This is a genomic window from Nonomuraea endophytica, assembly GCF_014203235.1.
GTDB lineage: Bacteria > Actinomycetota > Actinomycetes > Streptosporangiales > Streptosporangiaceae > Nonomuraea > Nonomuraea endophytica.
On record NZ_JACHIN010000005.1, the window covers coordinates 487,384 to 512,908 of the forward strand.

General features: G+C 70.0%; 24 protein-coding genes. 11 read left to right on the plus strand and 13 right to left on the minus strand.

Going from position 1 to position 25,525, the window contains the following annotated elements; all coding sequences use genetic code 11:
- Nucleotides 1–113 precede the first annotated feature (113 nt).
- A complete protein-coding gene (locus tag HNR40_RS21060) occupies nt 114–1,253 on the plus strand; it encodes an MCE family protein (RefSeq protein ID WP_184963790.1) in 1,140 nt (379 codons plus the stop codon).
- Here the strand turns inward: HNR40_RS21060 and HNR40_RS21065 are convergent, their stop codons facing one another.
- Together HNR40_RS21065 and HNR40_RS21070 are read right to left on the minus strand one after the other, a co-directional pair.
- Nucleotides 1,254–1,673 carry a DoxX family protein gene (locus HNR40_RS21065; protein WP_184963792.1) on the minus strand — a complete coding sequence of 140 codons (420 nt, stop codon included), beginning with the start codon at nt 1,671–1,673 and terminating at the stop codon, nt 1,254–1,256.
- Nucleotides 1,674–1,885: 212 nt separating this feature from the next.
- Entirely contained in the window at nt 1,886–3,085 is a 1,200-nt protein-coding gene (locus HNR40_RS21070) for an MFS transporter (protein ID WP_184963794.1), read from the minus strand.
- Between the two features lie 69 nt (nt 3,086–3,154).
- On the opposite strand from HNR40_RS21070, the gene HNR40_RS21075 reads away from it, so the two are divergent.
- Complete coding sequence (locus HNR40_RS21075) at nt 3,155–3,754, plus strand: TetR/AcrR family transcriptional regulator (protein ID WP_184963796.1); 600 nt, start codon at nt 3,155–3,157, stop codon at nt 3,752–3,754.
- Here HNR40_RS21075 and HNR40_RS21080 read toward each other — a convergent pair.
- From HNR40_RS21080 to HNR40_RS21090, 3 genes are all read right to left on the minus strand, one after another.
- The gene (locus HNR40_RS21080) at nt 3,729–4,664 is read right to left on the minus strand and encodes a glucosyl-3-phosphoglycerate synthase (protein ID WP_184963798.1); all 936 of its coding nucleotides are present in this window, start codon (nt 4,662–4,664) and stop codon (nt 3,729–3,731) included. The genes HNR40_RS21075 and HNR40_RS21080 overlap by 26 nt on opposite strands.
- A gap of 73 nt (nt 4,665–4,737) precedes the next feature.
- Complete coding sequence (locus tag HNR40_RS21085) at nt 4,738–5,151, minus strand: hypothetical protein (protein ID WP_184963801.1); 414 nt, start codon at nt 5,149–5,151, stop codon at nt 4,738–4,740.
- Nucleotides 5,152–5,215: 64 nt separating this feature from the next.
- Complete coding sequence (locus HNR40_RS21090; protein ID WP_376773483.1) at nt 5,216–6,685, minus strand: helix-turn-helix domain-containing protein; 1,470 nt, start codon at nt 6,683–6,685, stop codon at nt 5,216–5,218.
- Between the two features lie 238 nt (nt 6,686–6,923).
- Here HNR40_RS21090 and aceA point away from each other — a divergent pair, with 238 nt between their 5' ends.
- The 6 genes from aceA to HNR40_RS21120 all read left to right on the plus strand — a co-directional run bounded on the left by aceA (nt 6,924) and on the right by HNR40_RS21120 (nt 13,742).
- Nucleotides 6,924–8,213 carry an isocitrate lyase gene (gene aceA, locus HNR40_RS21095; protein ID WP_184963803.1) on the plus strand — a complete coding sequence of 430 codons (1,290 nt, stop codon included), beginning with the start codon at nt 6,924–6,926 and terminating at the stop codon, nt 8,211–8,213.
- A gap of 286 nt (nt 8,214–8,499) precedes the next feature.
- Nucleotides 8,500–9,420, plus strand: a complete 921-nt coding sequence (locus HNR40_RS21100) for a LysR family transcriptional regulator (protein ID WP_184963805.1) — start codon at nt 8,500–8,502, stop codon at nt 9,418–9,420.
- Nucleotides 9,421–9,503: 83 nt separating this feature from the next.
- A complete protein-coding gene (locus tag HNR40_RS21105; RefSeq protein ID WP_184963806.1) occupies nt 9,504–10,040 on the plus strand; it encodes a nuclear transport factor 2 family protein in 537 nt (178 codons plus the stop codon).
- A gap of 726 nt (nt 10,041–10,766) precedes the next feature.
- Nucleotides 10,767–11,267 (plus strand): SigE family RNA polymerase sigma factor, encoded by a 501-nt coding sequence (locus HNR40_RS21110; RefSeq protein ID WP_184963808.1) that lies wholly within the window; start codon nt 10,767–10,769, stop codon nt 11,265–11,267.
- On the plus strand, nt 11,264–12,574 hold the full coding sequence (locus tag HNR40_RS21115; RefSeq protein WP_184963810.1) for a TolB family protein: 1,311 nt from the start codon (nt 11,264–11,266) through the stop codon (nt 12,572–12,574). The genes HNR40_RS21110 and HNR40_RS21115 overlap by 4 nt, the downstream gene beginning before the upstream one ends.
- A 196-nt stretch (nt 12,575–12,770) precedes the next feature.
- Nucleotides 12,771–13,742, plus strand: a complete 972-nt coding sequence (locus HNR40_RS21120; protein WP_184963812.1) for a hypothetical protein — start codon at nt 12,771–12,773, stop codon at nt 13,740–13,742.
- Nucleotides 13,743–14,173: 431 nt separating this feature from the next.
- Here HNR40_RS21120 and HNR40_RS21125 read toward each other — a convergent pair whose 3' ends face one another.
- The 6 genes from HNR40_RS21125 to HNR40_RS21150 all read right to left on the minus strand — a co-directional run bounded on the left by HNR40_RS21125 (nt 14,174) and on the right by HNR40_RS21150 (nt 20,479).
- On the minus strand, nt 14,174–15,310 hold the full coding sequence (locus HNR40_RS21125; RefSeq protein WP_184963814.1) for a serine hydrolase domain-containing protein: 1,137 nt from the start codon (nt 15,308–15,310) through the stop codon (nt 14,174–14,176).
- 372 nt (nt 15,311–15,682) lie between these two features.
- Entirely contained in the window at nt 15,683–15,844 is a 162-nt protein-coding gene (locus tag HNR40_RS21130; protein WP_184963816.1) for a hypothetical protein, read from the minus strand.
- A gap of 88 nt (nt 15,845–15,932) precedes the next feature.
- On the minus strand, nt 15,933–17,354 hold the full coding sequence (locus HNR40_RS21135) for a DUF2207 family protein (protein ID WP_184963818.1): 1,422 nt from the start codon (nt 17,352–17,354) through the stop codon (nt 15,933–15,935).
- A gap of 2 nt (nt 17,355–17,356) precedes the next feature.
- Nucleotides 17,357–17,917 (minus strand): LemA family protein, encoded by a 561-nt coding sequence (locus tag HNR40_RS21140; protein ID WP_184963820.1) that lies wholly within the window; start codon nt 17,915–17,917, stop codon nt 17,357–17,359.
- Between the two features lie 55 nt (nt 17,918–17,972).
- Nucleotides 17,973–18,878: a CPBP family intramembrane glutamic endopeptidase gene (locus HNR40_RS21145; protein ID WP_184963822.1), complete on the minus strand. Its 906-nt coding sequence runs from the start codon at nt 18,876–18,878 to the stop codon at nt 17,973–17,975.
- A gap of 158 nt (nt 18,879–19,036) precedes the next feature.
- Nucleotides 19,037–20,479, minus strand: a complete 1,443-nt coding sequence (locus HNR40_RS21150) for an FAD-dependent oxidoreductase (RefSeq protein ID WP_184963824.1) — start codon at nt 20,477–20,479, stop codon at nt 19,037–19,039.
- Nucleotides 20,480–20,535: 56 nt separating this feature from the next.
- Between HNR40_RS21150 and HNR40_RS21155 the strand changes: the two genes are divergently transcribed.
- The 3 genes from HNR40_RS21155 to HNR40_RS21165 all read left to right on the plus strand — a co-directional run bounded on the left by HNR40_RS21155 (nt 20,536) and on the right by HNR40_RS21165 (nt 24,135).
- Nucleotides 20,536–20,733, plus strand: a complete 198-nt coding sequence (locus HNR40_RS21155; protein ID WP_221340692.1) for a helix-turn-helix domain-containing protein — start codon at nt 20,536–20,538, stop codon at nt 20,731–20,733.
- 9 nt (nt 20,734–20,742) lie between these two features.
- Nucleotides 20,743–21,222 carry a Clp protease N-terminal domain-containing protein gene (locus HNR40_RS21160; RefSeq protein ID WP_184963828.1) on the plus strand — a complete coding sequence of 160 codons (480 nt, stop codon included), beginning with the start codon at nt 20,743–20,745 and terminating at the stop codon, nt 21,220–21,222.
- Between the two features lie 129 nt (nt 21,223–21,351).
- On the plus strand, nt 21,352–24,135 hold the full coding sequence (locus tag HNR40_RS21165; protein WP_221340624.1) for an AfsR/SARP family transcriptional regulator: 2,784 nt from the start codon (nt 21,352–21,354) through the stop codon (nt 24,133–24,135).
- Between the two features lie 75 nt (nt 24,136–24,210).
- On the opposite strand, the gene HNR40_RS21170 is transcribed toward HNR40_RS21165, so the two are convergent.
- Both HNR40_RS21170 and HNR40_RS21175 read right to left on the minus strand, forming a co-directional pair.
- Nucleotides 24,211–24,822, minus strand: coding sequence for an ABC-2 membrane transporter-related protein (locus HNR40_RS21170; protein WP_184963832.1), 612 nt, complete (start codon nt 24,820–24,822; stop codon nt 24,211–24,213).
- Nucleotides 24,819–25,472 carry an ABC transporter ATP-binding protein gene (locus tag HNR40_RS21175; RefSeq protein WP_184963834.1) on the minus strand — a complete coding sequence of 218 codons (654 nt, stop codon included), beginning with the start codon at nt 25,470–25,472 and terminating at the stop codon, nt 24,819–24,821. Before HNR40_RS21175 ends, HNR40_RS21170 begins: the two co-directional genes overlap by 4 nt.
- Nucleotides 25,473–25,525: the final 53 nt, after the last annotated feature.

Here is a 25,525-nt window from a genome sequence, read left to right on the forward strand (position 1 = left end):
GGTAACACCCTACCGGCCAGTAGTCAGCGCCGCCAGGCCGGAAAGCCCCCGCGAATGTCAGTCACCCTCGGTAGCCTTTCGCTCACCATCCCACCCCCCGTCGAAAGCCCCCCATGAACCGCTGGCTCGCCGCCCTCCTGGCCGCCCTCCTGGGCGCGGCCGGCTTCCTGCTGCTCCAGCCCGCGTCCACCGTGCGGGCGAGCGTGCACTTCGGGCGGGTCGTGGGCCTGTATCCCGGTTCCGACGTGCGGATCCTGGGCGTGAAGGTGGGCGAGGTGACGGCCGTGACGCCGGTCGGCGACCGGGTGCGGGTGGATCTGGCCTACGACGCCGGCCGCAAGGTGCCCGCGGACGCGCAGGCCGTCATCGTGGCCAGGTCGGTGGTGGCCGATCGGTATGTGCAGTTGGCGCCGCCGTACACGGGAGGTGCGGTTCTGCGGGACGGCGCGACGCTGGCCGCGGGACGCACGCCCGTCGAGATCGACGAGGCGCTGCGCAGCTTCAACACGCTGACCAGGGCCCTGGGCCCCGACGGCGCGAACGCGGACGGCTCGCTGTCACGCCTGCTGAAGGCCTCCGCCGACACCTTCGGCGGCCAGGGCGCGACCGTCGGCGCGAGCGTGCGCAGCCTGTCCGACGCCGCAGCGGCGCTGGCCGGCAATCGCGACGAGTTCTCCCAGACCATCCGCAACCTCGCCCTGATCACCGGCACGATGGCCGAGGACGACACCCGGATCCGCGCGTTCATGCGCGACCTGGCGACGGCCTCGGGCCAGCTCAACGCCGAACGCGACGAACTGCGCGCCGTCTTCAAGGGCCTGTCCCGCACGCTCACCCAGGTCGCCGACTTCGTCGACGACAACCGCGCCGAGATCACCACGAACACCCGCGACCTCGCCCACATCACCAAGCTTCTGGTACGGCAGCGCGCCTCGATCGAGACGTTCCTCCAGACCGCCCCGCTGGCCGTGAACAACGCTAACAACGCCTACGACCCGCGTTCTGGGACGTTCCGCGCCCGCATCGACCTCAACGGCCAGAGCGACGACCTGGCGATGTGGTTGTGCTCGCTGGCGTACTCGATGGGCACTCCCCCGGCCCAGTGCGAGCCCCTGCTGAAGCCCCTGAACCCGCTGGGCCAAGCCCTGAACCACGCCGGCCTGGACGCCTCAGCCCTGTTACCGGACACCAAGGTGGAACGCCCGGACATCACCGTCGGCGGCCTGCTCCCCCCGGGCCGCAAAGGCCCTTGATCAGACGTTCGTGGTGGTACGGCCCCGTTGCCACAGGCTGTCGAGGGCGAGCGCGCCGCCACCGGTGAAGCCGACGGCGAGGCTGCCCGCGGCCAGCGCGAGCACGAACTCGTAGCCGCCCTTGTCGACGAAGAAACCATTGGCGAAGTGCACGGACACCGCCGCGCCGATCATGTCCAACGCGAGGAGAACGCTCACTATCGGCAGTCCGGCACCGAGGATCAGCGCGGCGCCGCCCAGCGTCTCGACGGTGGCGACCACGGGCGCGGCCACTCCGGGCAGGGGTATGCCTATCTTCTCGAAGAAGGCGGTCGTGCCACCGATGCCGCCGGTGAACTTGACCACCCCGTGGACGAGGAAGATCGCACCTATGGCTATGCGGGCGAGCAAGAGAACTATGGGACGGACCTGATCGACCATGACTCCACCTTCCCTCCTCTCTTGACAGTAGTTGTCCAATCACAAGCGCACAATGTTGGGGCCCCTCAGAAGTTGACCTTCCCCGACAGCCGGGTTACGGAGATCGCGGTCATCAAGAGGGCATCAGCCGGAGATCGGTCTTCTAGAGCACAACACCGCCGGTCCGGGCCTCCGCTCGCAACGCGCGACAGCGTCGGAGTTGGGGGGTGCGGCTAGGAGTGGGTGATGCGAGTGGAGGCCACTACCGCCAGGGCGGCGAGGGTCATGGTGGCGGCCACTCCGTACAGGAGAGGGGTGAAGGAGGGGAAGGCGGCGGCCATCTGGGGGCCGATGGCGCTGCCGACCGCGAGCGAGAAGGAGAACAGGGCCAGGGCGCTGCCTCGGGCGGGGCCGGCGGTGGCGGAGATGGCCTCGTTCAGGCCGGGGAGGGCGCCGGCTATGGCGGCCACGTACAGGGCCAAAAGGATGGCCAGCCAAGTTGAGGAGGGGGTTGTCGCGGCTACCGCGGCGACCGTAATGGCGGCTATCGCCAGGAAGGTGGTGGCTCGGGCGGGGGCGGGCATGCGGCTCAGCCAGGGCATGAGGATCGGGATCAGGATGATCGCGGGGAGGCCGGCGGCGCGCAGGGCGAGGAGTTCGGCGGGGGAGGTGGTGACGCCGTAGAGCTGGAGGGCGGTGTAGACGGCGACGAAGCCGATCATGAGGATGAGCGTGGCCAGGTAGCGCGGTAGCAGGGCGCGGTGGAACAGCAGGCTGGGCAGCGCCCGGTAGGCGCCCAGCAGGGACGCGGCGGCGGGGCGCGGGGTGTCGGGGAGCATGATCGCGCGGATGACCGGCATCGACAGGGCCAGTCCGGCGGCGGAGACGAGGAAGGGCGCGCGCCAGCCGGTCAGGGGGACGAGGAGCTGGGCGCCGACCTGCAGGAGTACGGCGGAGATCAGGAAGGCGGCGGTCACCGCGGAGATCGCGACGGCGCGGCGCCTCGGGTCCACGCGTTCGGCCAGGTAGGCCAGGGCCGCCGGGGGAAAGGTGGCCACGGCTATGCCCTGGACGAGGCGCAGGGCGATCGCCGCCTCCGGGGTGGGGCTCAGGGTGACGGCGGCGGTGGCCAGGGCGGCGATCGGCAGGCCGTACAGGAGCAGCCTGCGGCGGCCGAGGCGGTCGGACAGCGGGCCGAACAGCAGGAAGCCGATGCCGTAGCCGATGGCGAAGGCGGTCACCAGCCAGGCCAGGGACGCGGTGGTGGTCGTCCAGGCGGTGGCCATGTCGTGGAGCAGGGGGATGACGATGTAGAGCTGGCCGCTGACCAGGATGGCGGCGAGGGTGAAGGCGGTCACGGTGGAGGCGAAGGGGGCGTAACGCCGGGGCGTGGGCTCGGCCGTCGCCTCCGGTGAGATGCCGAGGAGAGTCATAGGATCGGACCGTAGCCAACCAACTAGTTGGATGTCAACCAACCAGTTGGATGCTGTAGGATGCCTGGCATGGCACCCAACGTCTCCACCGCCGCCACCCGGGCCGCCCTGCTGGACGCGGCACGGGAGGAGTTCGCCGCGTACGGCATCGCGGGGGCGCGCGTCGATCGCATCGCCGAGCGGGCCGGGGTCAACAAAGAACGGATCTACGGGCATTTCGGGAACAAGGAGAAGCTCTTCGACGCCGTCATCACCGAGGCGCTCGACGAGCTGACCACCCAGATCGCCCTGCCCGGCGCCGATCCGGCCGCGTACGTGGACCGGCTGTCGGCCTACTACGCCGACCATCCCGAGCTGGTGCGGCTGCTGATGTGGGAGGCCCTCAACTACCGGGGCCAGGAGCTGCTGCCCGGCCAGGAGTCAAGGGTCGAGCGGTGCGCGCGCAAGAACGCCTCCCTGGCCGAGGGCCTCGGACAGGAACCCTCCACCAGCACGGCCCGGACGATGTTCCTGCTCACGGGCCTGGCCCTGCTCCCGGCCATGCTGCCGCAGCTGGCCCGGATCATGCTGGGCGAGGAGGCCTCCGCGCACGAGGACATGCGCGAGCACGTGGCCGCCTTCGTCGCCGCCGCCCTCCCGACGCCTAAGGGCGGTAGCCGTCCACGGTGAGGATGGGTGGGCGTTCGGAGATGGAGACGTCGCGGTCGGCGGTGTGGTGGCCGGTGCGGGTGCGGCGGAACTGGGTCAGATGGGTCGAGGGCTCGTGCGCCGCCTGGATCTTGGACTCACGTTCCAGCCGTGACCAGGCGGCCAGCATGATCTGGGAGGCCATCGCGCCCAGCGCCTCCGTCGACTGGTGGGAGTGCTCGCGGGCGCCGAGGTCCACCTGGGCGAGCGCGTCCAGACCGGCCAGCGACAGCAGGTCGATCAGCAGGCCAAGCTCCACGCCGTACCCGGTGATGAAGGGCACCCGCTCCAGCGCGCTCCGGCGGCCCGCGTACTCCCCCGCCAGCGGCTGCATGAACCCGGCCAGTTCGGGCCAGTGCAGGTTGAGCAGCGGGCGGGCGACGAGCTCGGTGACGCGTCCGCCGCCGGTCGGCGCGCCGCGCAGGGGGCGGTCGTAGCAGCCCTTCACGTACGCGAGGTCGGGGTGCCCGAGCAACGGCCCGAGCAGCCCGGTGACCAGCGAGGACTGGAAGTTGCGGATGTCGGAGTCCACGAACGCGACCAGGTCGCCCGAGGTCACGGCCAGCGACTTCCACAGCGCCTCGCCCTTGCCGTCCAGCGGCTTGAGCGCGGGCAGAATCTCATCCTGCGCGTGTACGGCGGCGCCCGCCCGCGCGGCCACCACGGCGGTGTCGTCGGTGGAGCGCGAGTCGATCACCACGACCTCGTCCACCAGATCGGGCAGCTCGCGCAGCAGCACGCCGACGATCTCCCCGACGGTCTCGCGTTCGTCACGGGCCGGAAGGACGACGCTGATGGAGGTGCCCGCCTTCGCCTCGACCAGGCGTCCCAGGGGCCAGTCGGACGCGGAGAAGGTACGGCGACGCCACCAGGACTCCACCTCAGGCAGCACGCGACCCCTCCCCCGTCGACCACACGCCTACCAGCTTAAGGCGCACGATTTCCGGCAAAACCCCCCAGGGCAGCTAGACGTCGCAGCCCACGGTGTCGGCCGGCACCCACTGGACCCTGATCGGGTCGAGCGGGAAGTCGAACCGGGCGATTCCCAGCCACGCCTTGCGGGGCTCGGCGACGTGGACGCAGATCGTGTCCTCCATCACCTGGTTCTCCCAGGTGTACCGGATCGTCAGGTTCACGTGGTCGAATCCGCCCATGGTGCCGTTGTTGAAGACCGCCCGGGTCGCGCTGTAGGTGCCGGAGCCCGACCAGTTGCCCGTCTGTCCCGTCGAGATCTTCTTGGTCAGCCCCGAGTCCTCGTAGAAGCAGATGTCGCCGACCGCGCAGCCGTACTTGGGGCCTCCGGCGTCGGCCGTGGCGGGCGAGGAGGATGACACGAGGCCGGCGGCGACCATGAGCCCGGCAATAGCGACACGCTTCACGAAACACTCCATTCACGGCGAAAGAGAACGGCGTGACGGTATCGAGGAGCGCTTTTGATCTGCTTTACGGCGCCGCGTGCCGTTCCAGGAAGGTGAAGACGTCGGCCTCGTCCACGCCCGGGAACGAACCGGGCGGCAGCGCGGCCAGCACGTGGGAGTTGGCCCGGGCCGACGGCCAGGCGTAACCCTCCCAGCGTTCGGCCAGCTCGGCGGGCGGGCGGCGGCAGCAGTCGCCGTTCGGGCAGTTGGACTTGGTCCGGCTGGTCGTCTCCCGGCCGCGGAACCAGCGCGACTCCCGGTACGGCACGCCGAGCGTGATGGCGAAGTCCCGCTCCCGCGAGGGATCCACGTGCGCGACGCAGAAGAAGGTCCCGGTCGGCGAGTCGGAGTACTGGTAGAAGACCGAGAAGCGGTCCGGCGACAGGAACACCTGCCGTCCCGACCACCGCTGGCACATGCGCTGCCCCTCGATGGCGCCCTGCTCGTCGGCGGGGAAGACGATGCCGTCGTTCTCGTAGGCCTTGTAGATGATGCCGCCGGCGTCGTTGCGGACGAAGTGGCAGACCAGGTCGAGGTGGTGGGTGGCCAGGTTGGTGAAGCGGTGGGCGGCCATCTCGTAGGAGACGGCGAACACGTCGCGCAGGTCCTCGACCGACAGGGCCCGGTCCTGCTTGGCCTCGCGCAGGAACGGCGCCGCCGCCCGCTCGGGGACGAGGACGGCGGCGGCGAAGTAGTTGGCCTCGGTGCGCTGGCGCAGGAAGTCGGCGAAGTCGCGCGGTTTGTCGTGGCCCAGCGCGAGGTGGCCCAGGGTCTGCAGCAGGATCGTGCGCGGGCTGTGCATACCGAGCTGCTCGTGTTTGACGTAGATGCGGCGGTTGCGGAGGTCGGTGATGGAGCGTACCGATCGGGGCAGGTCCTGGGCGGTGTGAACCGTGTAGCCGAGATGGGTGACGAGGGCCTGGATGAGCGACTGCGACAGGGCGCCGGTGCGGTACCCGACGGCGGACAGCGCCTCGGCCGCCGACTTCTCGATCTCGGGGAAGTAGTTGCCCAGCTCCCGCTGGCGGCGCCGGAGCTCGGCGTTGGCGGCCCTGGCCTCCTCCGGCGTCGCCGTGCCCCTCGCCTGGCGGGCGCGCAGCTCGCCGTACAGGCCGAGGAGGTGTTCGAGCACGTCGTTGGGCACGCGCGCGGAGACCTTGAGCCGCGGCAGGCCGAGACCGGCGTAGATGGGGTCGCGCTGCGCCTCCTCCAGCTGGATCTCCAGTTGGGCGCGCCGGTTGGGGGCCTGGCGGCGCAGCAGTTCCTCGACGGGCACGCCGAGCGCGGCGGCCAGGGATTTGAGCAGCGACAGCTTGGGCTCGCGCTTGCCGTTCTCGAGCAGGGAGAGCTGGCTGGGCGCCCGGCTGACGCGCTCGCCGAGGTCGGAGAGCGTGAGGCCGCGTTGTTTGCGCAGGTGACGGAGCCGCTGCCCGAAAGCGAGGAGATCGAGCTCCTGAGTCAAAGACAGCGGTTCTTCGCGCACCAGCGAGGCCATGCGCTGAGCTTAGACAGAAAAACGCCGGTTCTTCTAGGGGTTGGGGCCGCCGATCCCAGCGCCCCGCGATTGGTCTAGGCCAACGGAAAACTTCGCGAATTTTTCTGCCTGGAATACGCCTCAGTATTTTCTCTAGCAGAAATCTGGGCGTTCTTCGCTGAGAAAAACCTCTATGGAAGCGGTACGGCGGGGCACAGACTCAGCAGCAAGCACCCAGGGGACGACATTAGGAGCGAACATGAACGATCGCCTCAAGGGAGCGGCTGAGGAGCTGCGGCAGGACTGGGAGAACAACCCCCGCTGGGCGGGCGTCGAGCGCACCTACAGCGCCGACGACGTGATCCGGCTGCGCGGGTCGGTGCAGGAAGAGCACACGCTGGCGCGGCTCGGCGCCGACCGGCTGTGGAACCTGCTGCACTCCGAGGACTACGTCCACGCCCTCGGCGCGCTGACCGGCAACCAGGCGGTCCAGCAGGTGAAGGCCGGGCTGCAGGCGATCTACCTGTCCGGCTGGCAGGTCGCCGCCGACGCCAACCTGGGCGGTCAGACCTACCCCGACCAGTCGCTGTACCCGGCCAACTCCGTGCCGGCCGTCGTGCGCCGCATCAACAACGCGCTGCTGCGCGCCGACCAGATCACCTGGTCGGAGGGCATCGAGGCCCCCCACTGGCTGGCGCCGATCGTGGCCGACGCCGAGGCCGGCTTCGGCGGCGTGCTCAACGCCTTCGAACTGATGAAGGGCATGATCGCCGCCGGCGCCGCGGGCGTGCACTGGGAGGACCAGCTCGCCTCCGAGAAGAAGTGCGGCCACCTGGGCGGCAAGGTGCTCATCCCCACCGGCCAGCACATCAAGACGCTCAACGCCGCGCGCCTGGCCGCCGACGTGGCCGGCGTCGCGTCCCTGATCATCGCGCGGACCGACGCACAGGCCGCGACGCTCCTGACCAGCGACGTGGACCCGCGCGACCAGCGGTTCACCACCGGGGACCGTACCGCGGAGGGCTTCTACCGGGTGCGCAACGGCGTGCAGGCCTGCATCGCCCGCGGCCTGGCCTACGCGCCCCACTCCGACCTGCTCTGGATGGAGACCGGCACCCCCGACCTCGACGTCGCCCGTGAGTTCGCCGAGGCGATCAAGGCCGAGTACCCGGACCAGATGCTCGCCTACAACTGCTCGCCGTCCTTCAACTGGAAGAAGCACCTCGACGACTCCACGATCGCCAAGTTCCAGCGCGAACTCGGGCACATGGGGTACAAGTTCCAGTTCATCACGCTGGCCGGCTTCCACTCGCTGAACTACTCGATGTACAACCTGGCCCAAGGCTACGCGGCCGACGGCATGACGGCGTACGTCGAACTGCAGGAGGCCGAGTTCGCCGCCGAGACCCGCGGCTACACCGCCACCCGCCACCAGCGCGAGGTCGGCACCGGCTACTTCGACCTGGTCAGCACCGCGATCGCCCCCGACTCCTCCACGACCGCCCTCAAGGGCTCCACCGAAGAGGAGCAGTTCGCCGCCGCCCACTAACTCGGCTTCTCAATTCAGTCGTTACGGCAAGCCGCCTCAGCCCCATCCGCCGTACGGGGCTGAGGACATTCCAGGGACACGGTCGTCCACCTCACCGGCTCGCCACCGCGACGACCGCACAGCTCGCCGGACCCCGTGGTCACGGGCGTTCACCGGCGAACAAAAGGGCCGTGCCGGGCCGCCACCGGGCACGGCCCTTTTTCTGTGACCTGACCCAAGGGAAGTCCCTGTGGCGCGGTCGCTCGCGCACCCACACGTCCGAGACCTGCCGTGATAATGCTATGGAATGAGCACGGACGTTCACCTGAGACACCTTCGCTACTTCATCGCAGTAGCCGAGGAGTTGAATTTCACCCGTGCGGCCGAGCGGCTGTACGTCTCGCAGCCGGCACTGTCCAAACAGATACGTCAACTCGAGGCAGAGCTCGGCACCAGCTTGTTCAAGCGCGACAGAAGAAGCGTCGCACTGACCGAATCCGGGCGAGCCCTTCTTCCCCACGCGCGAAACCTGCTGGCCACATGGGACGCCTTCATGATGCCTTCCAGCCGCCTGCGCATCGGCATGTCCACCGTCCTCGGCAGAGGCCTGCTCCCGAGCATTCGCGCGGCCATCCCGGACGTTGAGCTGGTCGTACGGCAGTTCGGCTGGGACGATCCCACCGCTGGCCTTCGGGAGAGCAGCAGTGATGTCGCCTTCGTCTGGCTGCCGCTGCCGGATCCCGACGCCTATGAGTGGATCCACGTCGCCGATGAGCCCCGCCTGCTGCTGGTACCTGGCGGCCATCGTTTGGCGCGCCGCGACCATGTCGACATCGACGAACTCCTTGACGAGCCTTGGCTCGCGCTTCCGAAGCGATCCGGGGCCTTACGCGACCACTGGCTGGCCCTGGAACAACGTCGCGGACACCAGGTTCGGGTGACAGCCGAGATCACGGCCACCGACGAGACCCATGAAGCACTGGTCAACGGCGTGGGCATTTGTTTCGTCGCCGCCGGCAACGCCTCCATCTTCACCCGCGATGGCATAGTCGCCATCCCCGTGAAAGGCCTACCTTCCGCGCACCTCGTCCTGGCATGGCGCCGCGATGACCGCCGCTCGCTGGTCCGCACCTTTGCCAGGGCGGCGCAAAAGGCCCCTCGCCGCCTTGACCACGCTCACCGGTATTCACATCCCCGGCCCCGCTCCCCCAGCGAGTCCGCCGTTTGATGGGCACGCCACCAGTTATGCCGATGCGTTATCAAGGCAGGTCTTAGACGTCACACGACATGGCTGCTTGTGTGGTTTCCGTGATGTCAGAGAACATGAGCAGAAGCCAGCTCCTGCGTGGAGCATCCGCAGGACTGGCAGGCATGGCGGCAGCATCGCTGATGGGATCGCCGCCGGCGCAGGCCCAGACGGCCGCCCCGGAACATCCCAACGTTCGATTGATCCGCGAGTACTACAAGGCATACGCCAGCGGCGACCCCAACGCACTCAAGAGATTCTTCGCAGCAGACATCCGCTGGACCATCCCCGGGCACCATCCTCTGTCCGGCACCAAGTACGGCCAGGCCGAGGTGCTGGCCTTCTTCCGCGAACTCGCCCGAGCCGGCTTCCGGGCAGAACCGATATCCCTCGCCGCTGACGGCGCCTGGGTGATCGACCTGCACCGAGGCTGGAGCACTACACCAGAAGGCCTCGACATCATGTGGGCGCTCGCTTTCCGGATCAGGAACGGCAAGATCGCCGAAGCGATCAACTTCGCAGGCGACCAGCACGCGGCCGACACCTTCTTCTGGAAGCACTACGCACTGGCCCCACTACCTGACCGCCTCGCCGCACGCTAGGCGAAGACGCGGTCGACGACTTCGGCCTGTCCGGTGGTTCCGGCGCGGAAACAGCGGCCGTGTCCTCCGGCAGGCCGGGCGTCGGCCCCGACAACCACAGCACGCCGACCCCACGAGAACCAGCACCAGGCGCGGGGCCGGCGGGAGGGGAGAAGACGCCACCCCTTCACGATGACGCCTTCGCCCGGCCTGCCCCAGGCTGTGGCGAACCCGCCCCGCGCTGCCAGCGCCCCCGAAACAGGGGCCAAGCGCCTCCACCCCTTTGGCCGCCTGGACGAGCGCGGCACCCACGACGGGGCCGCTGTGGGAGGGCGAGCGCGGCCCTCCGACAGGCTCGCCGAGCGGGGCCGGTAGCACGCACTCACCCCGTCGACCACGAGATCCAGCCCGCACGCCTGGCGGCCTTCAGGCCGGCGTGGTCGCCGTCGACCAGCACGTTCATGGCATGGCCGTGCGGTCTCATGAGGTTCACGATCCCCCGTACGCGCCCCTTGCCACCATGAGAGCAGGACACATCAGCGGCGACGCCGTCGAGCAGGCGCGACAGGCCGAACTCGAAGAGGGTGTCGAGGTCGAGAGAGCCGGGTGGGACCCGGGCGAGGAGCGGCTGCGGTGAAGGCTGATCGTTCATTTCCGGCCGTAAGGTCCCCAAGAAAACATTCGCCGAGCGATGCAACATCTCCGCTCCTTCGGCCGTCTGGGACGTGACTACCGAAGGGACGACACGTGGATGACGAACCCGGCTTCGACGACTTCGTGGCGGAGCAGACGGCCGCGCTGCTCCGCTACGGATACGTCCTGACCGGAAACCCTCATGACGCCGCCGACCTGGTCCAAGAAGCTCTGGTACGGCTGTGCGGCGCCTGGCCGAGGGTGAGACGCAAGGACAGCCTGCACAGCTACGTCCGGACCACGATGGCGCGGTTACACATCAGCGTCTGGCGGCGGCGCAGGCGTGAACACCTGATCGGAGAGCCACCGGAGCGGGTTCACCACGAAGTCTTCCCTCGCGACGACGAGCAGGGGGTGTGGGAAGAGCTGGCCGCGCTGCCCCGCAGGCAGCGCGCCGTCCTGGTGCTGCGCTACTACGAACAGCTCAGCGACGCCGAGATCGCCAAGGTGCTCGGCATCTCTACCGGCACCGTGCGCAGCCAGGCCTTCCGGGGCCTGGACAAGCTGCGTTCCGCCCTCTCCTCCGCACCGGCGACTCACGGGAGCATGCGATGACCGACCTGGAAGACCAGCTGAGCCGCGTCCTGTCCGGTGCGGCACATCGTGCGCCGCAGCCGCCGGAGGGGCTGCTCGCGACGGTCAAGACGCGCCATCGCAGGCGGCGGGCACGGATGGCCGCTGTGCGCACGGCCGCGGCCGTGGTCCTGGTGGCAGGCGGGGTAGGCGCGGTGGTCAGCGCCCTGGGCGCGTCGGCCGAGCCGTATCCCGCGGTCAGCGCGACCGGCAGACCCGAGGCGTCGCCGGACAAGATTCCGCCGCTCATCGAGAAGGTGTGGCCGCAAGCCGTACACAAGATTCCGGCGAAACTGCCCGACGGCCGCGCGTACTATCCGCAGCTGCTCCTCGACGATCGCACGCTGCTGGTCATGACGGGCGTCAGTGACGGTAAGCGTCAGTTCCTGTGGAGCTACGAGCTGAGCACCGGCCGGCCCAGGCAGATCGCCGAGATCCCCCCGACGAAGGGATCAGCGATCTTCGCCGACGGCGTCGCCGCCGGTGGCGGCAACATCGTCTGGTGGGCGTCCTACAAGGAGGCGGGCAGCCCCCGGGTGGCCCGGATCTGGACGGTGCCGGCCACCGGCGGCCAGCCTCGGCCGGTGACCGACGTCCCTCTCGGAAACGTCATGAAGCAGGGGCACATCGACGGGCTGACGGTGGCGGGCTCGGACGTGATCTTCGCCTACGAGAAGGGCGGGGTCTACCGGGTGCCGCTGAGCGGGGGCTCGCCGCAGCCGGTGAAGGGCGCCGAGCGGCACCACATCCTGCGGTGGCCGTGGGTGGGCGTCCACCGCGGAAAGGCGATCTTCCGCGAGCTGTTCAACGCCGAGACCGGTGAGCGGCGCGACGCCGTGGTCAAGGCCGACGAGGAGGTCAGGTGCGGCGTCGACCGTTGCGCCGGCGTGGCCGTGCGATACAAGACCGTCAAGGCCGAAAGGCCCCGCGACCGCTCCGGCAAGGAGATCAAGTGCGGCACTCGCCGGTGCCCGGACACGGCGCGGAGCCAGACCATCCTGCGCAGGTTCGTCCGCGACCGCGACGGCTCCCACGAGCGCGAACTGCCGAACAGCTTCCAGACAGGCGACGACGCCGGTCTGGAGCGCTTCTTCAAAGTCACGTTGCGGGGACCGGGAGACCAGACCGTCCTGACGCTGTATGACGCCGACACCGGCAGGTCCGCCGATCTCGGCATACGGCGGGACGCGAAAGGAAGCATGGGGATCCCCGACGGCGGCCTCGACCGCCTGATGACCTACCCGATCAAGAACGAGATGTACGTCCTGGACCTGGCCGCGCTCAAGTAGGAGCGCCGCGCTTAACGGCACCCCAAGTCGCCGCCGCGCGGGCGGGCGATGGATTCAGCGGTGTACGCGGCCTGCGTGCCGGCCAGGCGGATGCCCAGGAGTGGGCCCACTGTCGGGCGGCAAACGATCTAGCCTCTGGCACGCCCTTCATCCATGATTCAGGTGTCATCCCCCTAGCCCTGAATCGGGACGGCCAGTGAAACGCATCCTTGCCTGGATCGGCGTCAACATCGACATCCTCGTGGCGCTGACGGTGGCGATCATCGTGAGCGCGCTGGATATCGCGGGCATCGCCACCGCGGAAGCCGTCAGCAACGCCACCGTGGCCACGCTGGCCGTACTCGCGTTCGTCATGCTGCGCAGCCGCATGCGCGCCGAATCCGCGGAGAACGTCGTCGAACAGGCCATCGTGGCCGCCGACCGCAAGATCGACCTCCTGCCTTCCCGCCTCCAGGAACAGTCGGCCGCCAGACTGGTGAAGGGTGAGGAGTTCAACCGGCTACTGGCAGACGCCCGCCTGGACACCGATCGATGGATCTTCAAAGGCTCGACCGGGGCGTACGTGCGCGCCGTAACCCTGCCCGAATGCCTGGGAAGAGCCCGCCAGGGACGACGGGCGCTGCTGGTCCGCCTGGAGATCCTGGATCCGAATGACATCCATCTGTGTGAGCGCTTCGTCCGCCTGCACCAGAGCCTGGCCCTGAGCGCCGACGGCCCCGAGTCGACCTGGACCGGTGACGGAACCCGCATGGAGCTCTACGCGACCGTGCTCTCCGCCTGCTGGCATCACCAGCGCTACGAGCTGCTCGACGTAGAGATCGGATTCTCTTCGATCGCTTCGACGTTCCGCTACGAGCTGTCGTCTCGCTACATGTTCATCACGCAGCGAGGACCCGACTTCCCCGCCACGGTGATCACCGGGAACGCCCTCGCCCTCGACTGCTGGGCCACCGAACTCCACGCGAGCATGCGGCAGGCACGCTCTCTCGACATACGACGCGGCGCGGCGGTGACGTTGTCGTCTCCCCCCACGGTCGAGGAGGTCCGCACGCTCTTCGAGCGGCTTGACCTCGCACTTCCCGAGACTTACGGCGACGACGACGTCGACGAGATCATAAGGACGGCCTTCAAGAACTCCGACCCCTACGACAAGGCAGCATGGGGATGAACCGGAAATCAAGCGGTTGGTAGGGGGGTGATGTGAGCGAACCTGCCCCGGTCGCCGCACACGCGCGCCGTCCCGGCCACGCTTTCCCCACGCCGCTGTGTCCCGGCCCTCTTGCCCGTCCCGCTCGCCGCCACCCTGGAGGCGGCCAGACCTGCTCATCGATCTGGCCGGTCTTGGCCAGCCCGTGCTGGTCCTCCACGCGGGCCACGGGCGCGGCCGCCGGCCCGTGTGGAGCTCACGTTGCGACAGGCGATCGAGCACGTGGGCTGCGACGAGGAGTAGGTGCGTAGCAGCAGATCAGTGCCGGTGATCTCCAGCACGCGGACGACGCGTTCGTGCGGGCCACTCGCATGACGCCACTATGACACCATCGCGGTGCCATCCTTTCGAGTCGCCGGTACGGCCCGCGCCCGCAGGCCGGGCCTATGGCGCTACAGCAGCTTGGCCAGAGGCGAGCCGAACGCCGCCTCGATGATGCGGTTGAACGCCGGCAGCCAGTTCCAGTCGGAGTTGGTGTTCATCGAGACCAGGAGGCGGCCGTCGGGGGTGCCCATGGTGATGGCCGCGGACCCGGTGGCCATGCCGGCCACGGCGTGCAGCACACCGCCGTCGGCCAGGGTCCACTGCGACACGCCGGTGCCGTAGCGGGTGTTGGGCAGCCAGTCCCTGGTGGGGACCGTGGTCCACATCTCTCGATGCTGGGCCGGCGGCAGCAGCGTGCCCTCGATCATCGCCCGGGTGAAGCGAAGCATGTCGCCGGTCGTCGACAGGACGTTTCCGGCCGCCCACCCGAAGAAGGTCGAATCGGAGACGTCGACGGGGTCGGTCTCGGGTCCCTGGAGATGCGACTGGTAGTTCTCCGTGGTCAAGATCGCCGGATCGACGCCGTCCTTGATGAACATCCTCGAATAGAGCCTGGCGTGCTGCCCCCGGAATCCCGCCTCGGGCAGGGGGCGCGCATAGGTGCCGGTCGTGAGGCCGAGCGGCTGGATGACGGTCCGCTCGACCTCCTCCTCGAAGGTGCGGCCGGTCACCTTCTCGATGATCGCCCCGGCGAGGTGGTAAGTGCCGTTGGTGTAGGCGAAGCTCTCGCCGGGCTCGAAGATCGGCGGCTGGGACATCTGCAGTGCCAGCAGCTCCTCAACGGTCCAGACATAGTGGCGGTGCTTGGCGAACCCGGCTCGGGTATGGAAGTTGAGCACCAGGTCGCGGTCCCAGCCCACGACCCACAGGCCGCTGGTGTGGTTGAGCAGGTTCCTGATGGTGATCTTGCTGCCGTCGTTGCCGTTGCCGCTGACCACGCCGGGCAGCCATCGCTCCACCGTGTCGTCCAGGCTCAGCCTGCCCTCCGCGGCCAGCTGCAGCACGGTGGCGGAGGTGTAGGCCTTGCCGCCGCTGCCGATGTGAAACTGGTCGGCCGGCTCACGGCGACGGCCCGTTTCCATGTCGGCCACCCCCGCCGATCCGAACCAGGCGCCGTCCTCGTCCTGAACGTGGGCGACGACGCCGGCCACGCCCAGCTCGGCCGCCGACCAGTCGAGCGCCTCCTGGACCTTGTCCCTGATCATGATGCAGTCCCTTCTGCGGGTTCGCTGATGTCAGCAACGATGACCAGGCCCGATGACGAGCGACTGACGCGGCGCTTACAGGCCGTGGGGTTCGGCGCGGGCCCTTGTCAGACAGAGGAGGACGGGGCGCCGTCAACGCGGCTGCCACTGGCCGCCATGTCGTGGCTCGCCTGCGCCGTCAGTGTGTGCGGCGGTGGGGCGCGAGGCGGCCCGATGCGGCGGACGGACGGCTCCCTTCGGCGGCCGGTGCGCCGTCGGCGGCGAGGCCGAGGCCCTGATGGCGGAGCCACCTCGTAGTGTCACCAGAACCGCCTACGGGCGGACAACATACCCGGGTTGTCCGCCCACGCGGCCCCAGCGGGGGCTATGGCCTCAGCCGACCGGCAGCCCGTTGATCGGCAGTCCCTGGGTCAGCCCGGCGAGCAGGGTGCCGGGCATGCTGTGGCTCTCGCCGGGCGGCGCCGGCGCGGCTTGGGCGGGAGAGGCCAGGAACAGTCCCGCGGCGGCAACGGGGATCAGGACCAGGTAGCGCATCGTACTCCTTCACAGGTCAGCATGGACCCCTGCATCCTGGGCCACGACCTGGGCGGCCGCCACGCGCCTAGCACGACCTTGACCAACATCAGACCGGCGGCCGCCCGTTGTCCAACTCTCTTACGTCTGCGGCGTCGTGATGTTCCAGCACCTCGATCGAAGCCAGGTAGCCCGCCCCGGTCACCCGCGCCCGCACCAGGTCCCCGTCGGCGACGCCGGTCAGCTGGCTTGCGAGGGCGCGAATCGCCCGCACGCGCCGTGGCCCGTGGTCGATGGCCAGGTAATGCAGTTGGCCGGTGATGTCGGCCGCGTGCAGTCTGATCACCCGGCCCTCCAGCGTACGGCGCGGCTTGGCGTTCCTTGCCCGGCTCTTCCACACCGCCCTGGTGACCAGCCCGATCGGCAGGACCACGATCAGCATGAACACGACGGCGACGAGTCCACCACCGGCGATCATGATCATCGAGATGACGAACGGCGCCGGGTCGTCGGGGGCGAGGGTACGCAGGCCGTACCAGATGCTCACCCCCAGCGCGCTCCCCACCCAGACGCAGAAGATCAGGAAGAGCAGCAGCCCGGTGATCACCTTGCTCTGGCCGGGGTAGGTGACCCGGACCCGGTGCCAGAGCCCGCCGTGGTCGGACCAGGCGTGCTCCTGGTCGCGCGGGAGCAGTACCGGAAGGCTGGCCAGCGCGGCGCGGGTGAGACCGAACGCGGCGGCGTAGGCGAGTTGCCTGCCCCAGATCGTCACCGCGGCCGACGGCAGGCTGTCCACGTGCGCGATCCCGCGCAGGTGCGCGCGCACGCCCAGCCAATGCCCGGCGGCGGCCCGGCCGCGCCTGGTCAGTCGCTCGCCGCCCAGGCGCTTGTCGAAGGCGGTCGTCGCGACGAGCCCGATCAGGAGGATGTGCGGCGTGAGCGCGCCCACCGGCCTGGGCATCAGCGTCAGGTCGGCCAGCACGCCCCACAGCAGGGCGGCGAGCAGCCCGGTGATCGACATACCGGTGCCGGGGCCGCCCGCCTTCCCGGTCAGGCCCAGCGTGCGCGCCTCCGCGATCACGCTCTTCTCGAATTCGTCCTGCCATCGCCCCAGGTCGCGGCTGCCCTCGGCGATCGCCTCCGTGGCGACCACGCCGGTGCCGCCCAGCGTCGTGAGATGGTCCAAGACCATCATCTCGTACGGCTTGAGCCCGTCCCTGGCACGATCGCGGCGCAGCCGTACCAGACAGAGATTCGGACCTACCTCCTCGATACCGGCATGACCCCGCGCCGCCAGATCCAGCACCGTGGCCGCGGCCGCCTCGTGGGTGAGCGTGCCGTTCTCGGTGATCAGGTCGACCACGGCGGGCGAGAGCCCCTCGAACTCCGGCGCCGCCACGCCCCGCCCCACCCGTGGCCCCTTGGCGGCACGGATGCGCCAGATGACCTGCAGCGACCACAGCAGGGTGAGGACGGCCGCCGCGATCGCGAGCGCCGGGGTCAGCGTGACGAGTTCGTCCTTTCCCGGCACGCTCAGAACCTGACCTCGACCGGCCCGCGCTCGGGGTCGGCGGTGCGGAAGTACTCGCGTTCCCGGTGCCCGGTCAGCCCGGCCACGAGGTTGGACGGGATCGTGTGCAGCGCGTTGTTGTAGGCGAGCACGGCGTCGTTGTAGTACTGCCGGGCGTAGGCGATGCGGTTCTCGCCCGTGGCCAGTTCCTCCTGCAGCGCGGCGAAGTTCTCGCCGGCCCGCAGCTGGGGGTATGCCTCCGCGATCGCCATGACGCCGCCGATGGCCGCGCTCAGCGTCGACTCGGCCTGCGCCCGCCGCTCCGGACCGGCGGGCCGCACGGCTGCGCTTCTGGCCGCGAGCACCGCCTCCAGCGTCTGACGTTCGTGCGCGGCGTAACCCTGGACCGCGCGCACGAGGTTGGGGACGAGGTCGTGGCGGCGTTTGAGCTGCACGTCGATCTGCGACCAGGCGTTGTCGACGGCGTTGCGCTTGACCACGAGGCTGTTGTAGATCAGGACGACCAGGAGCACGCACAACAGCAGCAGGGCGAGCACGGTCAGGAAGAGGGTCACCCTCTTCATTTACCGCTGGTCGCTTGCAAGCGGCATGACGCTTGCATAATCAGGCTCAACCTCCTCAGCCGGTACGGCCGGCCGTACCGTGGGGCAGCGGTCGAGCCCGGCTCGGGCGCATCAGCCACACGGCGGCGGCGAGCGTGAGCACCCAGCCGATCACTTCGATGAGCAGGTGATCCGTCGCGTTGGGCACGGATTGCAGCAGGTACACCCGGACGCTGTTGATCGCTCCGTGCGTCAGGACCGCGGGCCAGACACTCCCCGACTGCCAGCGAAGGGCGAGCAACAGCGGCGCCCACGGCAGCATGCCCGCGTAGTAGATGACGATGTCCCAGACCGGTCGATCACCGATGACGGCGAGGACCGGCAGGTGCCAGACGATCCAGACCAGACCGCTGACCAGGGCCAGCCGCCAGAATCCCCATGACGCGGCGCGCGTCGCCAGCCAGCCGCGCCAGCCGAACTCTTCGCCGATGGCGAAGACCGACTGCATGACGAAGACCGGAACGACCCATATGGATGCCATGAGGATCTGGTCGAGCGGGTTGAGCGGCCAGATCCCCGTTGCCAGTGCGATGGCGGTTTGGATCGCGGCGATCGCGGCGATGAGGCCGATGCCGATGCCGGCCCACTTGGGTGTGCCGCGCCAACTGGTGGCGAACGTCTCACGGAACGTTCCGGGTCGCCGGGCGAGCCACATGATGATCGCCGCGACCAGCGGGGTCTGTTGCATGATCGGAGTGATCAGGTTGTTGAAGTCCGTCGGGACGAGCCGGAAGACCATCGGGACGGACAGCGCGAAACACAGCAGGACGGCGATCGTGAAGAACCACGTGACGTCGTTAACGGTTGATCTGGCAGAACGGGGGCGCGTCGGGGACGCGGTCATGATGACCTCGATTCGTGCGGGCGCGAGGATCTCGCTCGATGAGCGTGCGGTGATCTTGGTGTCGCGCGGATCGGCCATCGTGAACTCGGGGAGAACCTTGACGAGCGGGTCGTCCACGGAGAGGTCATCCGAGGAAAGCGCGGACGTAGGAAAGACACGACGTCGAACCTAGGCCGGGCGTCACCGGCCGGCATCACCCCATGGGGTGAGACGGGGCCACCCTGCAGGATGGAATCTCAGGTGCGGGGTGCGAACCATTCCTCCGCGGCCGCCGCCAGCCCATCGGCGCCCGCCCAGGCCACGACCCCGTCGGGACGGACCAGGAGGGCGTCGGCGGGAGCGTTGTCGCAGTGCGCTCGGACCACGTCGATCCAGCCGCCGGCGTCGTCGCCGAGGCCGGCCTCACCGCCGAGGTCCAGCAGGACCGGGCGGCCCCGCCGCATCGATTCGGTCAGCCGCCGCTCACCGGCGCCGGTGGTCAGGCGCAGGTCGGGTACCAGACGGCCGGTCAGCGGATGGGCGGCGGCGCCGTGCGGGAGGTCGGAGCCGTGCAGCAGTGCCGCCATGTGGCGCAGGGGCTGCTCATAGGCGAAGATCTCGGTGAGCAGTGTCCGCAGGGCCTCGCCTTCCTCCTGTGGCAGGCGGTCGAGGGCCGCCTGGGCGCGGGTCTGCAGCAGGGCGCGTTCGGCGGCGGGACGGCGTTCGGACTCGTAGGTGTCGAGCAGGCGCTCCGGTCCTCGGCCCTTCAGCGTGGCGGACAGTTTCCAGCCGAGGTTGACCGCGTCCATCATGCCGACGTTGAGCGCCGAGCCGCCCGCCGGGAACAGGTGGGCGGCGTCACCGGCGAGGAACACCCGTCCGGTTCGGTAATGGTCGGCCAGCCGCGCCTGGGCGCTCGTGCGTGACAGCCAGATCGGCTCGCCCAGTCGCAGGTCGTCGCCGAGCACGCGGTGGACGGCTGCCCGGAAGTCGGCGATGGTGACCGTTCCGGCCGGGTGCCGGCCTTTCTCCCGCACGCCGACGATGTGGACGCCGGGCTGGAGTGAGGCGGCCAGGATCCGCCCGGCCGGGGTGCGGTTCCAGCCGGGTTCCAGCCCGGCCAGCTGGGGGTGGTCGAACACGCCGGTCTCGGTGTCGGCTCTGAAGTGGCCGATCCACAGTTCTTCCTCGTCGGTGGTGCCCGGGAAATCGATTCCCGCCTGTTCGCGGACCCGGCTGCCGGCCCCGTCGCAGCCCACGGCGTAGTGGGCGCGCAGGCTGAATCCGGTGCCTTGGGCTGTCACGCCGGACTCGTCCTGCGTGAGAGTGGCCAGCTCGTGCCCCCAGCGGATCGACACGCCCAGCTCGGCCGCCCGCTCGCCCAGCAGCCGCTCCAGCCGGGGCTGCGCGATCATCAGCATGCGCAGCGGGATGTCGGCGACCGCGGCGAAGCGCAGCGGGACCGATCCGAAGGGGAAGCCCGGCGGGGTCCCGCAGAAGGGGCTGCCGGCGCTGAGGCGCTCCAGGAGGCCGCGGTGCTCCAGGAGGTCGATGATCTGCCCGCCCAGTCCGTTGGCCTTGGGCGTCTGGCCCGGCTCTGTTCGCTTGTCCAGCACGACGGGGCGGGCGCCGGTCAGGCTCAGCTCGCAGGCCAGCATGAGCCCGACGGGCCCCGCGCCGATGATCACAACATCGTCCATGCGTGTCAGGCTAGATTGACACACATAGGCTGTCAAGCTAGCCTGACAGCGTGGATATGGAGGAACTGTCCGAACACATCAGGTCCAACGACCCTGCCGTCGGTCTGCGCGCGGTAGGAGCGCTGCACCGGCTGGCCGAACAAGTCGAGGCCGTCTCGGTGGCGCTGGCCCGCGAGCAGGGATGGACCTGGGAGCAGATCGGCGACGCGCTGGGCATGTCCCGGCAATCCGTGCACGCCAGATACGGGAAGTGAGACACCGCGATGTTCGCAAGCGAGAAGAGCCCCTTCGCGACAGCCGTCAAGGCCGCGGCGCAAGAAGCCAGGCAGCGCGGCGACCGCCGCATCGGCACCGAGCACCTCCTGCTCGGCCTGCTCAGCGACCCCGGCTCCACCACGAGCCGCGCGCTCGGCGTGGATCTGGCCACCGCACGAGCCGCGCTCGCCGACCTGGACACGGCAGCCCTGCGCGCGATCGGCCTGGACGTCGGCCAGGCGCCGCGAACCGAGCCACGCCGGCACCCTCCGGTGCCCGTCTCCGCGCTCGCCACCGGTGCCCGAGCCGCCGTCAATCACGCGATCAAGACAACGACCCGCAAGAACAGGAATGCCCAGGCGCCCGTCCGGCTGCTCCTGGCGTTGCTCGCCCAGCGCGAGCCGGACCCGGTGGCGCAGCTCCTGAACCACCTGGGCGTCGACCGCGCCGCCGTGCACGCACACCTCGACCAGGTGTCGGCGTCCTGAGTGGATTGCTCAGCGCGACCACCAGCTGAGAACCAGTGGGTAGGCGGGCCTGGGAGATCGTGTGGAATGCCGTGATTCGGGTGGACGGTAGGGTGTTCGTTCTTGTCGTGAAGAATGACGGGGGTGGGCATGGGCGATGACCTCAGGTTTTCGGTGCTTGGCCCGGTTCAGGCTTGGCGTGGTGGCCGGGAGCTGGGGCTTGGCTCGCCGCAGCAGCGGCTGGTGCTGGCCGTACTCCTGCTCGCCAACGGCAGGGTGGTCGGCGGCGACCAGCTCATGGATGCGGTGTGGGGTCACGTACGCCCGCGTACCGCGGCCAATGTCCTGCGCACCTACATCTCGCGGTTGCGTGCGGTGCTGGGGGCCGATGCGGTGGTGTCCGTCGGCGATGGTTATGCGTTGCGGGCGGGCACGTGCGATGTCGCCGAGCTGCGAACGCTGTACGGCGAAGGCCGTTACGCCGAGGCGCTGGCCCTGTGGCAGGGCGAGCCGCTGGCCGGACTCGACGGCGACTACGCCGAGGCCCAGCGCGCCCGCCTGAGCGAGCAGCGGCTGGTCGCCCTCGAACACCGCCTCGGCCAGGACCTCGACGAAGGCAAGCACGCCGAGGTGGTCGTCGAGCTGAGCGCCCTAGCCGCTGAGCACCCGACCAGGGAGCGCCTGCGCGGCCTGCTCATGCTGGCCCTCTATCGCGCCGGGCGGCAGGCCGAGGCCATCGGCGTCTACACCGACACCCGCAAGCTGCTGGCCGATGAGCTCGGCGTGGATCCCTCGCCCGAGCTGGCCGAGCTCTACCAGCAGATCATCAGCGCCGACCCGGCGCTCGGCCGCGCGCCCGCCCGGCCGAGAGCCGCCGCCGCGCCGGCCGCCCGGCACGTGCCGCGTCAGCTGCCCGCTGACGTGGCCGACTTCACCGGTCGCGAGAGCGAGGTGGAGGCGATGGCGGCGGCGCTGCGCCCCGGGCGGAGCTCGGCGCTGGTGGTCTGCGCGGTGGCGGGTGCGGGCGGGGTGGGCAAGACCGCGCTGGCCGTGCACGTGGCGCACCGGCTGGCCGGGGACTACCCGGACGGGCAGTTGTTCGTCGACCTGCGCGGCTCGGGCAGCCAGCCGCTGGAGGTCGAGCTGGTGCTCGGTTCGCTGCTGCGCGCGCTGGGTCTGGAGGAGGCGCCGGAGGAGCTGGCCGAGCGGGCGGCGCTGTATCGCTCGATGCTCGCCGACCGGCGAATGCTCGTGGTGCTCGACAACGCGGCCGGGGCCGGTCAGGTGCGGCCGTTGCTGCCCGGCTCGGCCACCTGCGGGGTGCTGGTGACCAGCCGGGCCCGGCTGATCGGGCTGAGCGGCGCACGCCAGGTGGACCTGGAGGTGCTCGGACCGGTGGCCGCGTTGCGGCTGTTCGCCAGGATCGTGGGCGAGCAGCGGGCGGAGGCCGAGCGGGGCGCGGCGATGGACCTGGTCGCGGCGTGCGGGTTTTTGCCGCTGGCGATCAGGATCGCGGCCGCCCGGCTGGCCGCCCGGCCCAACTGGAGCGTGGCCGGCATGCGCGACCGGCTCTCCGACGAGCGGCGCAGGCTGTCGGAGCTGCGCGCCGGCGATCTGGCGATCGAGGCCACGTTCGCGCTGGGCTATGAGCAGCTCGACGAGGCGCACGCGCGGGCTTTCCGGCTGCTGGCCGTACCGGACATGGCGGATGTGTCGCTGCGTGCGGCGGCCGCGCTCTTGGATCTGCCCGAGCAGGAGGCGGAGGCGGTCTGCGAGGCGCTGGTCGACGTCAGCATGCTCGAGTCGCTCTCGCCCGGCCGCTACCGCTTCCACGATCTGCTGCGCGTGTTCGCCAGGAGCCGGGTCGATCCCGCCGCCGCCGACGCGGCGCTGGACCGGCTGCTCGATCACTCCGCCGCCGCCGTCGCCGGCCGCTTCCGTTCGCTGTTTCCCGGCGACCGGCGCGCCGAGCTGCTGCCTACCGCCGAGTGCGAGGACGCCTTCGATCCCGCCGACACCGAGGCCCTGCTGTCAGTGGTACGGCAGGCCGCCACGCGGAAGGACGCCGACCGCTACCGGCTGGCCTGGATCGTGGACATGCTGACGGACGTCGCACCGGAGTCGGTGGCCTTCCGGCACACCCTCGACCTCCTGGTCACGCGGGCCGGGGACGAGCCCCGCGCCGAGGGCCTGGCCCGCTACCTCCGCTCGACCCTGTCCTCCGCCGATCGCCAGGCGCGCCGCTCCGACGCTCTGGCCGCCATCGATCTGGCCCGGGGCGACCACTACGTGACGGCCGTCGCCACCGCCTCCCTCGGCGTCCAGGCCTACGACGACGGCGACTACCAGGCCTCGGTCGAGCTCATCAGGCGAGGCCTGGACATCTTCGCCGCCGGCGGCGACCGGGGCGCCCAGGCTCTGTGGCTCGGCCTGCTGGCCCGCTCACTCGCCGCCGCCGACGAGCCCGGCCAGGCCGTGGAGGCGGCCAGATCGGCCTACCGCGTCCACGCCGAGCTCGGTGGCGGCACCCCGCGGCACCCGTGGGCGCCCTATCAGCTCGCGTTCACGCTGCAGGCCGTGGGGGCGCTCGGCGAGGCGTTGCGCATGTACGAGAGCGCGGTCACGGGTTTCCGTGAGATCGGCGAGCTCGACTGGATCGGAACGGCCACCACCCGCATGGCCGACATCCACCTCACCCTGGGTGATCACGCCCGCGCCCTCGAACTCGCCGAGCAGGGCCTGGCCGCGCTGCGGGAAGCCGACGACGAGCACTGGCAGGGCAAGGCCCTGATGATCCTCGGCCAGGCCCTCACCGCCACCGGCCAGCGGGAACGCGGTCACGCCTGCTACACCGAAGCGCTGGAGATCTTCGACCGCCTCCGCCTGCCGGAGGCCGAAGACGTGCGCAGCCTGCTGGCCGCGGTGAACGCCTAGCTGTGATCAGGGCGATGCCGCCCAGGATGGCATCGCGGGCGGCCGGGCCCCGGAGGGGCGGTATTTGGCTCTATGTCATGATCTGCGGTGGATGGCGAGCCAGGTGAGCGCGATGCAGCCGGCCGCGCCCAGCAGGCAGAGGAGGAGCTCGAGCGCCGGACCCGCCCGCAGCAAACCGAGCTGGGCCAGGCCCGTGCCCAGCATCGCCAGCGGCACGGCGAGTTGCGCCCGGCGGATCAGCGCCCCGAGCATCGCGCCCAGGCACAGGCCGAACAGCACCCTGGCGAACAGCGCGGGCCCCACCGCATCGCTCTGCAGCAGGTCCAGGGCGTCGCGCGGGCGGCCGGGCGCCTCGCCGGAGACGGCCCAGGCCAGGATCGCGGCCAGCACCCCGGTCAGCACCACCGCGCCCGCCGCCGCCACGCCGAGCATGAACGCCAGCCACCGCCCCCTGGTCAGGCCCTGGGTCCAGCTCATCCGGTAGACGCCGCCCTCCAGCTCCCTGGCCAGTAGCGGGACGCCCCAGAACATGGCGACCAGGCCGACGAAGTAGCCCGCGAGCTGCCTGGTCATGCCCGTCAGGCCGGGCTGGAGCCGCTCGGCCAGCGCGGCTCCGCCGTACAGGAGAATCACCCCGGAGATGACCAGGATCTGCAGCCGCTGCCGGCGCCAGGCCACCCAGATCATGACGCCGCCTTCCTGAGCTGGCCGATCACCAGCTCCGCGGGCGAGGCCGCGTCGTGGGTGGCGAGCAGGTCGGCGAAGCTGCCGCTGAGCCGTACCGTGCCTTCGGCCAGCAGGATCAGGTGATCGCAGATCTCGGTCAGCTCGGCCAGTACGTGTGAGGAGAGCACGACGGTCGCGGGCAGGTCGCCGATGACCTCCAGGATCTCCAGGCGGGCGAGCGGGTCGAGGTCGGCCAGCGGCTCGTCGAGCAGGATCAGCTCCGCCTGGCGGCCCACGGCCAGGGCCAGGGCGACGCGGGTGCGCTGGCCGCCGGACAGCTGCCCGGCCTTCTGCTCAAGGGAAAGCGCGCCGAGCATCGACGTGGCCCGGCTCGGTGACCAGCGGGGGTTCATCGCCGCGCCCAGGCGCATCAGCTCGCCGACGGTCCAGTCCCGGTAGAGCGGCTTGTCCTGGGCGACGAAGGCGACGTCGGGGGTCTCGGCCCGCCCGGTCGTGGGCCGCAGTAGGCCGGCGAGGATGCTCAGCAGAGTGGTCTTGCCCGCGCCATTCGGGCCGACCAGGGCGGCGAACGCGCCGTCGGGCAGCGTCAGAGTGCAGTCGCGCAGCGCCCACCGGCGTCCGTAGCGCTTGCCCAGCTCCATGGTTCTCATACCCGGCACAGTCGGCTCGCGGGGGCGAAAGGTTCACCGAAGAACGCGGCGAA